The organism is Arthrobacter sp. B3I9 (assembly GCF_030816935.1).
In the GTDB taxonomy this organism is placed as follows: Bacteria; Actinomycetota; Actinomycetes; order Actinomycetales; family Micrococcaceae; genus Arthrobacter.
In genome coordinates, this window is sequence record NZ_JAUSYO010000001.1 from 1,062,088 (window position 1) to 1,075,084 (window position 12,997).

11 protein-coding genes are annotated in these 12,997 nt (G+C 68.2%); 4 read left to right on the forward strand and 7 right to left on the reverse strand.

The window, feature by feature from the left end; translation table 11 throughout:
• Positions 1-109 precede the first annotated feature (109 nt).
• Entirely contained in the window at positions 110-517 is a 408-nt protein-coding gene (locus QFZ65_RS05030) for a VOC family protein (RefSeq protein ID WP_306908617.1), read from the forward strand.
• A 135-nt stretch (positions 518-652) separates the two neighbouring features.
• On the opposite strand, the gene QFZ65_RS05035 is transcribed toward QFZ65_RS05030, so the two are convergent.
• From QFZ65_RS05035 to QFZ65_RS05050, 4 genes are all read right to left on the reverse strand, one after another.
• Entirely contained in the window at positions 653-1,486 is an 834-nt protein-coding gene (locus QFZ65_RS05035; protein ID WP_306908619.1) for a DUF427 domain-containing protein, read from the reverse strand.
• Positions 1,487-1,600: 114 nt separating this feature from the next.
• A complete protein-coding gene (locus tag QFZ65_RS05040) occupies positions 1,601-2,206 on the reverse strand; it encodes a TetR/AcrR family transcriptional regulator (RefSeq protein WP_306908621.1) in 606 nt (201 codons plus the stop codon).
• Positions 2,207-2,230: 24 nt separating this feature from the next.
• Positions 2,231-3,571, reverse strand: coding sequence for a phenylacetate--CoA ligase PaaK (paaK, locus tag QFZ65_RS05045; protein WP_306908623.1), 1,341 nt, complete (start codon positions 3,569-3,571; stop codon positions 2,231-2,233).
• Between the two features lie 9 nt (positions 3,572-3,580).
• Positions 3,581-4,117 (reverse strand): hotdog fold thioesterase, encoded by a 537-nt coding sequence (locus tag QFZ65_RS05050; protein WP_306908624.1) that lies wholly within the window; start codon positions 4,115-4,117, stop codon positions 3,581-3,583.
• A gap of 143 nt (positions 4,118-4,260) precedes the next feature.
• On the opposite strand from QFZ65_RS05050, the gene pta reads away from it, so the two are divergent.
• The 3 genes from pta (at position 4,261) to QFZ65_RS05065 (ending at position 8,231) form a co-directional block, all read left to right on the forward strand.
• On the forward strand, positions 4,261-6,417 hold the full coding sequence (gene pta / locus QFZ65_RS05055; RefSeq protein WP_306908626.1) for a phosphate acetyltransferase: 2,157 nt from the start codon (positions 4,261-4,263) through the stop codon (positions 6,415-6,417).
• 8 nt (positions 6,418-6,425) lie between these two features.
• Entirely contained in the window at positions 6,426-7,598 is a 1,173-nt protein-coding gene (locus QFZ65_RS05060) for an acetate kinase (protein WP_306908628.1), read from the forward strand.
• Positions 7,599-7,667: 69 nt separating this feature from the next.
• Positions 7,668-8,231 carry a GNAT family N-acetyltransferase gene (locus tag QFZ65_RS05065; RefSeq protein ID WP_306908630.1) on the forward strand — a complete coding sequence of 188 codons (564 nt, stop codon included), beginning with the start codon at positions 7,668-7,670 and terminating at the stop codon, positions 8,229-8,231.
• A 135-nt stretch (positions 8,232-8,366) separates the two neighbouring features.
• On the opposite strand, the gene QFZ65_RS05070 is transcribed toward QFZ65_RS05065, so the two are convergent.
• The 3 genes from QFZ65_RS05070 to QFZ65_RS05080 all read right to left on the reverse strand — a co-directional run bounded on the left by QFZ65_RS05070 (position 8,367) and on the right by QFZ65_RS05080 (position 12,996).
• Positions 8,367-10,904 (reverse strand): hypothetical protein, encoded by a 2,538-nt coding sequence (locus QFZ65_RS05070; protein WP_306908632.1) that lies wholly within the window; start codon positions 10,902-10,904, stop codon positions 8,367-8,369.
• Positions 10,905-10,911: 7 nt separating this feature from the next.
• Positions 10,912-11,691 (reverse strand): peptidoglycan-binding protein, encoded by a 780-nt coding sequence (locus QFZ65_RS05075; protein WP_306908633.1) that lies wholly within the window; start codon positions 11,689-11,691, stop codon positions 10,912-10,914.
• Between the two features lie 105 nt (positions 11,692-11,796).
• Positions 11,797-12,996 (reverse strand): NAD(P)/FAD-dependent oxidoreductase, encoded by a 1,200-nt coding sequence (locus QFZ65_RS05080; RefSeq protein WP_306908635.1) that lies wholly within the window; start codon positions 12,994-12,996, stop codon positions 11,797-11,799.
• Position 12,997 lies beyond the last annotated feature (1 nt).

A 12,997-nucleotide genomic window follows, 5' to 3' on the forward strand; every position in this document is an offset into this window, starting at 1 on the left:
CGTCCGCATGCGCTGCCGGAGGTGGGGGAGCGTCGCTCGATCGGGGCGCAATCTACACGGGCTTTCGGCCCCGCTCCGGCGTAAAATCTTGCTCGTAGGAGGTGGCGACATGACCCTAGTACTCAATAAAGCCACAACGGTCCTGCCAGTTGACGATGCGGCGCGTGCCCGGCATTTCTACGCCGACACGCTGGGGCTCCCGCACCGTGGCGTGGCGGACGACGGAAGCGATTTATTCGGCAGCGACGGCGGCCCCATGCTGCAGCTCATGCCAGTCAGGGACGGAAAGCATTCCGATCACACCACCCTGAGTTTCGAAGTCAGCGAGATCGAGAAGACGGTCGAGGAGATGGAATCGAAGGGGGTCCAGTTCCAGGACTACAACCTCCCGGATCTCAAGACGGAGAACCACATCTGCACGACGGAGTCGGAGAAGTGCGCCTGGTTCATGGACTCCGAGCACAATATCCTCTGCGTGCACGAGAACCGCACCTCGGCGGCGGACTACCGGATCTGAAGGCTGTCCAGCCGGCAACGGCAAAAAAGCGCCCCGGCCCAGGCCGGGGCGCTTTTTCTGTGCCCCTGCCTCGCAGGCGGGGGCACATTGGCACGGACACGCCGGGTGATTGCCGGGAAACCCGTGGTGCGGCCGTCAAAGTGCCCCCGGACTGCCGCTCCGGCGGGACCATGGCGACACGGGGCGCGGCTGCAGCACGCCTCCCACCGTCAAGTCGACCCGCTCGTTGAAGAAACAGATGAGGCCGTGGATCTGGGCGGCATCAATGAACTGCCGGTCGTAGCTCCACGCGATGTCCCGCCCCTGCCCGGAACGCGGATGGCTCCAGTAGCGGGCCTGGCCCTTGTAGGGGCAGACGGTCCGCTTCGGGCTTTCCTCCAGCAGGTCCCAATGCACGTCCGCGGGCGGGATGTAGTACCGCACCGGGAGCATCGTCTCGTAGAGCAGCTGCGCCCGGCTCGTGCTGGCGAGCGTCAGGCCGTCCAGCGCCACACCCACCTCCACGGAGGATGCCCGGACGTCTACACGGTGGAACGGATCGCGGGGGTAGCCGATGATCTCCTCGTCGTCTTCAAGCCAGTTGAAGGGGGCGAATTCCAGCACCACATAGCCGGCCAGGTCCGGGTCCGCCGGCCGGAAGGCCGCCCGGGGTACCCTTGCCCCAGCCGTCACCACGTCGAGTTCCTCGCCGGCGCAGGTGTGCCTGCCGAACGCCGTTCCCGGGTCGAGCGATGTGGCGGGCGCGCCTTTCCGAAGGGCGAAGGCGTGCTCCTCGACGGCGGGCGCGGGCAAGGCCGGTGTCTCGAGCTCTGCCCGCAGTTCCGGCTCCGGCACGGCAAAGAGGGGCGTGACCCGCTGCGGCTCCCACACCAGGCAGGCCCGCATCGTGTCGATGAGTACGTTTCCGTCAAGGCCCGCCCGGATCCTTTTGGCAGTGGGTTCGTAACGCAACTGCGGGAAAATGCCCATGAGGTGACTCGATAACCTGGTGGCCATCCTCATAGCGTGGCCCTCAGCGCCCGTTGCCGTCAATCTGGGCCGGCAATCGGCGCCGTCGATCAATCGGGTCCCGGGCGCGGCCCGTCACTGCGGGGCGTGGAGGCCGTGGAACGCCATGGTGATGACGTCGTCGGCCAGCTTCTCCGGCGAGAGCGAGCCGCCGGGCTTGTACCACTCGACGATCGAGTTGATCGTGCCGAAAAGCAGGCGTGTGACGGTGCGGGGGTCGATGTCCTGGCGCAGGGACCCCACGTCCCGGGCCTCCGAAATCAGGGCGGCGACCTTGTGGTCGAAGGTCCGCCGCCGTTCCAGCGCGTCCCGTTCGATCTCCGTGTTCCCGCGCAGGCGCAGGAGCAGGGTCACGAACGGCAGCCGTTCCACCAGCACGGAGATGGTCTGGCGGACCACGAACTCCAGCCGGGCCTCGGCCGAGCCCGAGGTGGCCCCGGGCTGGTCCAGGATCGCTTCGAGCCCGCCCAAAGCGTGGTCGAGGGCCAGCTTCAGCAGGTCGCCCTTGGACGGCACGTGGTGGTAGATCGCCGACTTGGAGATGCCCAGGTTCTCGGCAAGGATGCCCATCGACGTCGCGTCGTAACCGTGCCGGTTGAAGACCTCGACGGCGATCGCCAGCACCGACTGCTGGTCATAGCCGGGGCGGCCGCGTTTTGTGGGAGTTGCTGTGCTGGGCATAGAGGCTAGTTTCTCACGGCCCGATCAGGGCTTGGGCCGCAGGTCATAGATCCGGCGCAGCTTGCCGTTGGACCGTTCCAGCGAGCCCGGATCCACGACGTCCACCCGGCAAGTCGAACCCACCTGGATCTTGATCTGCTGCTGCAGCGCCTTGGCCGCGGCCGCGCTGCCCTCCCGCGGAACGGATTCGCGGCGTTCAATCTTCACCGTGAGCTCGTCCATGCGCTGGCCCTCAGGGCGGGCGAGTTCTAGCTGGAAGTGCGGGCTCAGCTCGGGGATCCGCAGCGCGATCTCCTCGATCTGCGAGGGGAACAGGTTGACCCCGCGCAGGATGATCATGTCGTCGCTGCGGCCCGTGATCCGGCCCATGCGGCGGTGAGCGGGGCGGGCCGTACCGGGCAGCAGCCGCGTGAGGTCCTTGGTGCGGTACCGGATGATCGGCAGCGCTTCCTTGGTAAGCGAGGTGAAGACCAGCTCGCCGTGTTCGCCGTCGCCGAGGACCGAATCCACCCCGACCGCCGGGTTGAAGGGGTCGATGATCTCGGGCCGGAAGTGATCCTCCCAGATGTGGCTGCCGTCCTGCGTTTCCACGGCTTCACCGGCGACGCCGGGGCCCATGACCTCGGAGAGGCCGTAGATGTCGCAGGCCTTGATGTTCATCGTCACTTCCAGCTCGTGGCGCATCTCCTCGGTCCACGGCTCGGCGCCGAGAACCGCGTACTTCAGTGAGGTGGAAGCAGGGTCGATGCCCTGCCTGACCATGGCATCGGCAATCGTGAGCAGGTACGTCGGCGTGGCCAGGATGACGTCGGGTTCGAAATCCTGGATGAGCGTGATCTGCCGTTCCGTCTGGCCCCCGGAGATCGGGATGACCGTGCAGCCCAGGGCTTCGGCGCCGGCGTGGGCGCCCATGCCGCCGGTGAACAGGCCATAGCCGTAGGCGTTATGGACCTTCATGCCGGGACGGACCCCGGCGGCACGGAAGCAGCGTGCCACAAGCTTGGCCCAGTCGGCGAGGTCCTGCTTGGTGTAGCCGACCACCGTGGCACGGCCCGTCGTGCCCGAGCTGGCGTGGATCCGGACCACCTCGCGCTGCGGCACGGCGAACATGCCGAAGGGGTACTCCAGCCGCAGGTCTTCCTTGGTGGTGAACGGGAACTTGCCGAGATCGGCGAGTTCGCGGAGGTCCGACGGGTGGACGCCGATCTCGTCGAACTTGCGCTTGTACAGGGGGACACGGTCGTAGGCGTACGCCACCGTGTGCTGGAGGCGGCTGAGCTGCAGTGCCTCGAGCTCGTCGCGCGAGATGGTTTCCTCGCGGTCCAGAACGGCATCAGCGGCGGTGGCGACGGTTTCTTGGGTCATCAGTGGTCCCTATTTCTGTTTCTTGGAGATGGTACGGCTGCGGCCGCGGAACTCGGCGATGAGTTCGCCCGGGGCGGTGTCGGCCGGCAGCTGGCCGGGGAGGGTGGCAGCCGGTGCCGCGCCCGCGGGGAGCTCCCTGTCCGGAGCGGTGTCGGCGGTGTCGGCGGGATCGGCGGCGTAGATCTGGATGTCGTACAGGCCGCTGCGCCCGGTGCTGGCCCGGCGGTTTGCGACGGCGGTCAGCACCTGTCCGCGGAACGCCGGCCGCAGGAAGTTGATGTCGACGCCGGCGGCAACGGTGATATTGGCGTCCTCGCCCGGCGGTGGTTGGACGGGATTGCACGCCAGTGCGAAGGCGGTGTCGCCGAAGGCGAAGATCATTCCGCCGTGGGCCATGCCGAAGCCGTTGAGCATTTCCTGGCGGAGGGTCATGCGGACAGTGGCGTGCCCGTCGTCGAGCGCGACGACGTCGATCCCCATCCATTCCGAGGCATAGTCGTCCTTCAGGATGGGATGGGATTCCCCGGAAACTGTCAGTCCAGCCATGCGTCATTGCCTCCAGCTTTATTTACCGAATGTTCATTAGGTAATCCCATTCGGGTGCCCGCTGTCAAGAGGAGACAGGGCGCCGGGCAGCGGCAAAGTAGGGTGGGACGGGAGCAGCACCACCTCACAGCGAAGGGCAGGCCATGGCTAAAGGTATTTACGTCAGCGCGACCACTCCGGGCTCGGGCAAGTCGTTGGTTGCGCTCGGCCTGGCGGACACCCTGCACCGGCATGCGGACCGTATCGGGTTCTTCAAGCCTGTGGTTAATGGCCCGGATGTTGCCGCGGACCCGATGGTCGCCTTGATGAAGTCCCGGTTTGACCTCGACGACGACCGCTGCCGGGGCGCACTGACGTTCGCCGAGGTCCGCGGGCTGCTCGCCGAAGGCAAACGCGAGGAAATCGACTCCCGCTGCGTGGAGATTTTCGCCGAAATGTCCCGGCAATGCGATGTCGTGATTGTTGAGGGGACCGACCTGACCGGCCAGGACGCCGCCGTCGAGTTCGACCTCAACGCCCGGCTGGCGAACAACCTCGCCGCACCCGTGGTCGCCGTCGTCGGGGCGAAGGGCCTGAGCGTGGCCGAGGCCGCCGACGCCGTCGAGGTGGCCCGCAAGGAGCTCCTGGCCGAGCGCTGCTCGCTCCTGGCCATCATGGTCAACCGTGCCGAGCCCGCCTCCATGGACGCGATCGCCGCCGCAGTGAAGCCGGGCAGTTCCGGCCGGCCCGTCTATGTCCTTCCGGAGCTCGAGGACATCGCCCGTCCCACCACGGGGGAAGTGGCCTCGGCCTTGGGCCTCGGCCAGGTGGCAGGGCTGCCGGACCTGGAACGCGACGTGCATTCCGTCAAGGTTGCTGCCATGAGCGTCGCCAACTTCCTGCATGTGCTCGACGACGGCGCGCTGGTGATCGTGCCGGGCGACCGGGCGGACGTGCTGGTCGCCTGCCTCGCGTCCTCCCTCTCGCCGGAGTTCCCCGTGCCGTCGGCGCTGATCCTCACCGGCGGGCTTGCCCCCGAGGCCAACATCTACTCCCTGCTGGCCCAGGCACCGTTCCCCGTGTTCACCGCCGCGGACGACACCTATGTCACCGCCAAACGGGTCTCAGAGGTGCGAAGCGAAATCTGGTCCGGGCACCGCCGGAAGGTAGCCTCCGCGCTGGGGCTCTGGTCCAGGCGCGTTGACGAGGCCGAACTGATCGAACGGCTGCATCTGCCGCGCCCCGAACGGATGACGCCGCTGCGCTTCCTGCACGAGCTGATCGAGCGGGCGCGCTCGCAGCGCCGGCACATCGTCCTGCCCGAAGGCAAGGACGCCCGGATCCTGCGGGCGGCCGAGATCCTACGCCGCCGCGACGTCTGCGAGCTGACCGTCCTCGGCCGTGAATCCGACGTCCGCGAGGTCGCGTCCACCCAGGGCATCGACCTCACCGGCATCAACATCATCGATCCGGCCAGCTCGGAGCTCCGCGAGGGGTTCGCGCAGGAGTACGCCAAACTGCGGGCGCACAAGGGCGTCGACCTGGCCAAAGCCCAGGAAGTCCTGCTGGACGGCAGCTATTTCGGCACCATGATGGTCCAGCTGGGCGTGGTGGACGGCATGGTCTCCGGGGCGGCGCACACCACCGCGCACACCATCCGGCCGGCGCTGGAGTTCGTGAAGACCAGCGACGGCGTCAAGATCGTCTCCTCGGTGTTCCTGATGCTGATGCCGGACCGGGTGCTGGTGTACGGCGACTGCGCCGTGAACCCGGAGCCCGACGCCGAGCAACTGGCAGACATCGCCCTGGCCTCGGCCGGAACTGCAGCCCAGTTCGGCGTGGAGCCGCGGGTGGCCATGCTCTCCTACTCCACGGGCGGCTCCGGAACCGGTGAGGCCGTGGACAGGGTCCGGCAGGCCACCGAATTCGTCCGGAGCAAGCGGCCGGACCTCCCGGTGGAAGGACCCATCCAGTACGACGCCGCCGTCGACGCCGCCATCGCCGAATCAAAGATGCCCGGCTCCTCGGTGGCCGGGCAGGCGACCGTTTTCATCTTCCCGGACCTGAACACCGGCAACAACACCTACAAGGCTGTCCAGCAGTCCTCCGGAGCCGTCGCCGTCGGGCCCGTGCTGCAGGGGCTGCGCAAACCCGTCAACGACCTGTCCCGCGGCTGCACCGTCGAGGACATTGTCAACACGGTGGCCATCACCGCCATCCAGGCCCAATCCCCGGAAAAATCCCCGGAAAACCGGTCCGCCGCCCCCAGCTCCGCCGAAACCCCGGCCGCGCAAAACCAGCCCACGGAAGCCAAGGCTTAGGAGGCCCCATGCTCGTGCTCGTCATCAACTCAGGCTCGTCCTCGCTCAAGTACCAGGTCCGCGATGTCGAAGCCGGCAGCGTGCTGGCCGAGGGGCTGGTCGAAAGAATCGGCATGGGCAACGGCGGCGACGGCGACGGCGAAATCGTGGGCCCCCGGGACCATGCCGAAGCCCTGGAACAGGTGGACGCCGACATCCACGCGGCGCTGGGGGAGCGGGAGCTGGACGCCGTCGGCCACCGCGTCGTGCACGGCGGGGAACGCTTCGCCGAGCCTGTGCTGGTCAACAACGAGATCACCCGGGCCATCGAACGGCTCAACCCGCTCGCGCCGCTGCACAACCCGGCGAACGTCCTCGGGATCCGCGCCATCACGAAGAAGTGGCCGGACCTGCCCCAGGTCGCCGTGTTCGACACTGCTTTCCACCGCCGCACCTTGCCCGAGCACGCCTGGCGCTACGCCGTGCCGGACGAGTTGTACACCAACCACGGCATCCGCCGCTACGGATTCCATGGCACCTCGCAGGAGTATGTGGCGCACCGGGCCGCCGCGCTGCTCGATGTCCCGCTGGACGAGTTCGACGCCGTCATCGCCCACCTGGGCAACGGGGCCTCCGTCACCGCAATCCGAGGTGGCGAGTCCATCGACACCTCAATGGGCTTCACTCCGCTGGAGGGCCTCGTCATGGGCACGCGATCCGGTGACCTGGACCCGTCTATCCTGGTCTTCCTCGCCCGCGCCGGCTGGTCCCCGGAGGACCTCGATTCCATGCTCAACCGGCAGTCAGGCCTCAAAGCGCTTGCTGGCAACAACGACATGCGCTCCGTCGTCGAGGCAGCCGAGGCCGGAAATGCGAGGGCGGCCATGGCCCTCGCCGTCGCGTCCTACCGGTTGGCGAAATACATCGGCGGCTACCATGTGGCGGTCGGCGGTGCGAAGGCCCTCGTGTTCACGGCCGGGATCGGCGAGAACTCGCACCAGTTCCGCGCGCTGGTCGCGGAGCGGCTCGGGGCCCTCGGCGTGGAGCTCGACGCAGGCCTGAATGGTGAGCGCTCCAAAGAGCCGCGGGTGATTTCCACTCCGGCGTCCGCCCTGCCGGTGCTCGTGGTGCCCACCGATGAGGAACGCGCGATCGCCGAGGCCACGGCCGCCGTCGTCAGCGCCGCATCGATTGCTCCGTAACCGCCCTTATGGGGCCTCATAACGGCAGCTGCGGAGCAATCGATGGGTAGCGGGTCCTAGGGTGGGGAAATGACAGAACTCGACTTGCCCATCCGTACGGGGCGGCTGGTGCTGCGCCGCTTCAAGGGATCGGACCTGGACGCGTACCACGCCTACCACTCGCTGCCCGAGACTGCGCGCTTCCTGCCCGGTGAGGCCAAGAGCTACACGCAGTCGATGGAGTGCGTGGGCAGGTACGCCAATTTCGTCTTCGAGAAGGAAGGCGACTGGGTCTGCCTGGCCATCGAGGCCGCAGGGGTGCCGGACGTGCTGCTCGGGGAGGTGGTGCTGAAATGGCTGCCCGGCCGCGGACAGGCCGAGATCGGCTGGAGCCTGGCGCCGGAGGCGCGGGGCAGGGGCATCGGCACGGAGGCCGCCGGGGCGCTGCTGAAACTCGGCTTCGAGGACCTGGGATTCCACCGGATCGATGCCAAGCTCGATGGCCTGAATACCGCCTCGGCCGCCCTGTGCGAACGCCTTGGCATGCGGCTGGAATCGCGGCAGGTGGACAAGTGGCACTACAAGAACCAATGGGCCACGGAAGTCGTCTACGCCATCCTCGCGGACGAATGGACGTCCCGGCAGCCCGGGTAGCGTGCCCGCCGATGAGGAACGCGCGACCGCCGAGTCGACTGCCGCCGTCGTCGGTGCCGCATCGGTTGCTCCGTAACTGCCCTTATGAGGGCTCATAACGGCAGCTACGGAGCAATCGATGGGTAGCGGAGCGGCCTAGGGTGTCGGTGAGGCCGTCGCTGTCGGCGCGGGCAGGACCTGGCCCGTCCCCGCGCCCGACGTCGGTGCAGGCGTCGGTGCGGGCGCCGCCGTCGTTGCGGCCGCGGAAGGGGCGGCGGGCGCCGACGCCGGTGTTTCCCCAGTGCCCCCGGTGGAGACCGCTCCTCCCGTGGGGGCCGGAGCGGTCGTGGCGGAGCCGCCGGCCGGCTGCGTTCCACCGGTGGCCCCCGGCGACGGCGACTGCGTGGACCCTGGGGACGGCGGCTGCGTGGCCGCCGGGGAGGGCGTCGCGGGAGGCGGGGTCGCCGAGCCGGACCGGGTTCCCGGCCGCGCGTTCGGATCGCTCCGGATCACGTCCATGATCTGTCGCTTGAACGCGTCCAGGCGTCCCTGGATCTCCGAGAGCGGCACGTTTTGCAGGCTCCTGCCAAAGTCCGCAATCTGCTGCCATAGCTCATCCAGCCGGGCTGATCCCTCGGCGCTCAAGGGCCCGTCCAGCGTGACCACGAGCTGGTCCGCCAAGGCGTAGGTCAGGCAGCGGAGGCAGTTGTAATTGGCGGCCGCCGAAAGGTTTTCGGGAACGATCACATTCGTCTGGCCGACGATCAGGACCACCTGGAAGCCCACCGCCACGGCGGCGCAGTCTGCGCAGCTGGCGAAGGCATAGGCCTCATTGCGGGCCGTGACGTCCTCGCCGTCGTCGGCCCAGACCAGCGCGAACGCGACATCGTAGACAACGGAGCCGTCCGTGGTGTTGACCGCGAGTGACTGGTTGCCGTCCTCCCCGGGCGCGGCCGGCCGGTCAAACGGGAACACCCAGGACGGAGCCCCCACACCGACCGCACCGGGAGCGCCGGCAGCACCGGCGGCACCTGAGGCGCCGTTTTGCCGGGGTACGAGGACCATGCTCAGCTGCGGTTCGTCCCGGGTCGGCTTCCTGGCTCCCTCCGGCCACAGAGCCACGGTCCTGCCCGCCTGGCCCTCCCGGAGCCGGCCGGTGGAGGCCGCCGGAAAAATCGCCGTGGTGGCGTCGGCGAGGGTGCCCCGCTCGTAGGGCTGGACGGGACGGTAGCTGTCCCCGCCGGGCCACCAGGCCCAGGCCAGCACGGCCACCACAGCGCCGATCGCCACCATGGCGGTCCCGCGCTTCAGCGCGCTGCCCTGGGTTTTCTTCCAGAGCGCGGCGACGGACTGGCGGACGAGGCGCAGCAGGATGTAGAAGATGCCCAGCACCGGCAATACGATGCAGGCGATCGCGACCACCCGCACGGCTGCCCCGGCCAGGTCCCCGTTGGACAGGCTGTTGGCGAGCATGGCCTGCTGCTTCCACCCGCTGTCCCACGCGGTGCCGAGAACCCTCGGCAGGGTGAGCACCATGGTGAGCATGCTGAAGACCAGCAGCGGCACGGTGACCAGCACCCAGATGGTGACAACGGCGCGCGCCCAGGGCTTCAGGAGCTGCGCTTCCGGTGCCGTCCGGCGCCACGGCACCAGGGCCAGCAGGGTGGGTTTGATGCGCTGGAACAGGTCCGGCACCCCGGTGGCGTCGGCCAGGATGTGATAGCCGTCGAAGCGGACCATCGGCATCAGCTGGCGGACCATCTGCAGGATCTGGGTGACCACCACGAGGAGCAGCGCGTCGTAACCGCTGGCCCACCAGATGCCCATGATCGCCACGGCCACGATGGCGTTGAAGTACAGGCCGCCGAGGTCCGTCCGCAGCCGTCCGCCGCGGCCGAGCCGGTAGGAATCGGTGACGTCGGTGTAGAACGCTGGCCACATCAGGTACAGGCCCGCACCCATGGCCCCGGGCGTGGCACCGCCGCGCCGCGCGGCCGCTGCGTGGCCGAACTCATGGAAGCCGGCGGAAAGCACCGTGACAGCCAGGATCAGCAGCACCAGGCCCGGGTTGGCGAAGGCCTCATGCGTGGCGGACGCCAGGCCCTTGACCGTGAGCACCCACCAGCAGATGGCGAGAAAGGCGGCCGTCACTGCCACGACGATCAGCGGGTTGAACAGCCGGGCGAACGGTGCCGTGAGCTTCCTGGTGCGTTCCGGGTCCGTCACGGAGTAGCGGAACCGCATGCCCAGCAGCGGGTTGGATTTCTTGACCGCAGGCTGGGAGCCGTCGGCCAGCCGCAGCAGCCCCAGCGGAAGGAGCTGAGAGGTGATGAGGGTCTGGACGTTCTCCGCGCTGACCAGCTTCCCGAATCCGATGCTGGCGTGCTCCGCTATCTCCTCGAGCCCGCGGTGGCCGTCGATGGCCTCAAGGACCAGGTACAGGAGCTTCGTCAGCTGGATCGTCTGGCCGTCTGAGCGGCGCACCAGGGATGGCGCCTCCCTGTACCCGGAGCCTTTCGTCTCGCCCAGGAGCTGGACGCCGTCCGCCCGGACAGGGACGGGCTGCTGGCGGACGGTCACGGACGACGCCGACGGCACGGGACCGGTGCGCGCCGAGGCACCGGCCTCCCGGGCGGCCACAGAGAAGGCCGGAGGGCCGTCCGGTTCAGACGGCCCTCCGTGCAATGTGCTCATCGAGGGTTTACTGCTTCAGGTCGGACTGCTGGTCGGCTGAGGCAGTGGCATCACCGTGGATGTCCTGGTTGATGATGGCGTCCTGTTGCGCGACGGCGACGGCGTTGCTGTCGATGGAACCGATGTTGGCGCCGACGGCGGCATCGATCGGTGCGGCGACGTTGGCGTTCGCCGCGACGGCACCGTTGATCGGCGCGGCGATGCCGGCGTCGGCGTCGAGGTTGACGTTCACGTTGAGCAGGTTGCCGTTCAGGGCACCCGCGGCACCAGCGGCCGCGCCGAGATCCGGTGCCGTGCCGTCGGGGAGGATCCCGCCGTCGGGCAGCAGTCCGTCGGTGGTTGCGGCAAGGAGCGTGCCGGCGTCGAGCGTCGTCCCGGCGCCAGCAGTTGTGCCGGCGTCCGTCGGGGCCGGGGAGGCAGTACCGGTATCCGTCCCGGCGTCCGTGGCCGCGCCCTGGTCGATGACGCTGTCCTGCGCGGAATCCGCCGTCGCATCGCCTGTGACGCCCTGGTTGATGATGGTTCCCTGGTCCGCGAGGGCCTGGGACTCGGAGCCGAAGGACAGGACGTTGGCGGAGGCGGCGGCGTCGATCGGTGCGGCGACGTTCGCGTTGGCTGCGACGCCGAGGTCGATCGGGGCCGCGGCGCTGATGCCCAGGTCCAGGTCGGCGTTCAGGTCGAGGACGGACGCCACCTCCTTGTCAGGCAGCGCGGTCCCGGCCTGGGACATCAGCTCTTCGTCGGACAGCGGTGTCAGTTCCTGCTCGGTGCTCAAGGCAAACTCCATCTCTGGCACCTGTGGTGCCCGGTAGGGTTCTTCGGCGACCCGCCCCCAGCGGACAGGTTCCACGCCACCATGACAGTAAATAGTAAGCAGGGTGACTATTCAAGCCTAGGCGCGGCCCTTGAGGATCAGGTTCCAGTAGACCTGGGGGAAGATGTCCCGGTCCACCACCCATGAGGCACGGCTCTCCTTCCACGTGTGCACCTTGGGGATGGAGGGCTTGGGCTTGTACTGGTCATCGAATTCGGCGAATACCACCGTGGAGCGGGAGACCGTGAAGGGGCACACGGAGTACCCGTCGTATTTTTGCGGCAGGGGCTTGCCTTTCCGGGCCGCGACCAGGTTCTTTGCCAGCACTTTCGTTTGCTTGCGCAGCGCCCCGCCCGACTTGGAGTTGGTGGTGGCCGCGGCGTCCCCGAGGGACCAGATGTTGGGGAAACGGACATGCCGGAGGGTCTGCGGGTCCACTTCCACGAACCCGCCGGCATCACCCGGTGCCGGCAGCTCGGTGGCTTTGAGCCAGTCCGGGGCCGACTGCGGCGGAACGGCGTTGAGCACGTCGTAGCGCAGCTCCTCGGTGGCGCCCGTTGCGTTGTCCCGGATCCACGCCGTCTGCCCGGCGGCGTCCACCGACGTGACCTCGCTGTTGCAGCGCAGTTCAATGCCGTACTCGGCAATCTTCCGGTTCAGCTCGTCATCCACGCCGGGCACGCCGAACACCGTGCGGGTTGGCTGCACCATCACCACCCGGATGTCCTGCAGCACTCCCTGCTCGCGCCAGTAATCGCAGGCCAGGTACATGGGTTTTTGCGCGGCACCGCCGCATTTGATGGGACCGGCCGGCATGGTGAAGACGGCGGTGCCGGAGGTGAGGCCGCTGAGCAACGTCCAGGCCTTGGGTGCCAGGCTGTATTCGTAATGGGACGCACCGAAGGGGGACTGGACCGCCTCGGCCATGCCCGGGATCTTGTCCCAGTCCAGCTGCAGGCCGGGGCAGACCACCAGCTGGCCGAACCCCAGCTGGTCGCCCGAGGCAAGGGATACGGTGTTCCCCGCCGGGTCTATGTCCGTCGCGCCGTCCCGGATCCACTCCACGCCGCGGGGCATGACGGATCCCAGCGGCCTGACCGCCTCCGAGGCCTTGGCCCGGCCGCCGGCGATATGGGAGAACAGCGGCTGGTAGAAGTGCGTTTCCCCCGGGTCGACCACCGCCACATCCTTCACCCCGTAGCGGTGCAGGCGCGCCGCCAGGGAGATTCCGGCGTTGCCGCCGCCGATGATCACTACTTCAAAGGACCGCCCGGCCACG

Bases quoted from the DNA above. Each gene is read 5' to 3' on its own strand.
- QFZ65_RS05030 (WP_306908617.1), top strand. From the start codon at position 110: ATGACCCTAGTACTCAATAAAGCCACAACGGTCCTGCCAGTTGACGAT.
- QFZ65_RS05035 (WP_306908619.1), bottom strand. From the start codon at position 1,486: ATGGGCATTTTCCCGCAGTTGCGTTACGAACCCACTGCCAAAAGGATC.
- QFZ65_RS05040 (WP_306908621.1), bottom strand. From the start codon at position 2,206: ATGCCCAGCACAGCAACTCCCACAAAACGCGGCCGCCCCGGCTATGAC.
- paaK (WP_306908623.1), bottom strand. From the start codon at position 3,571: ATGACCCAAGAAACCGTCGCCACCGCCGCTGATGCCGTTCTGGACCGC.
- QFZ65_RS05050 (WP_306908624.1), bottom strand. From the start codon at position 4,117: ATGGCTGGACTGACAGTTTCCGGGGAATCCCATCCCATCCTGAAGGAC.
- pta (WP_306908626.1), top strand. From the start codon at position 4,261: ATGGCTAAAGGTATTTACGTCAGCGCGACCACTCCGGGCTCGGGCAAG.
- QFZ65_RS05060 (WP_306908628.1), top strand. From the start codon at position 6,426: ATGCTCGTGCTCGTCATCAACTCAGGCTCGTCCTCGCTCAAGTACCAG.
- QFZ65_RS05065 (WP_306908630.1), top strand. From the start codon at position 7,668: ATGACAGAACTCGACTTGCCCATCCGTACGGGGCGGCTGGTGCTGCGC.
- QFZ65_RS05070 (WP_306908632.1), bottom strand. From the start codon at position 10,904: ATGAGCACATTGCACGGAGGGCCGTCTGAACCGGACGGCCCTCCGGCC.
- QFZ65_RS05075 (WP_306908633.1), bottom strand. From the start codon at position 11,691: ATGGAGTTTGCCTTGAGCACCGAGCAGGAACTGACACCGCTGTCCGAC.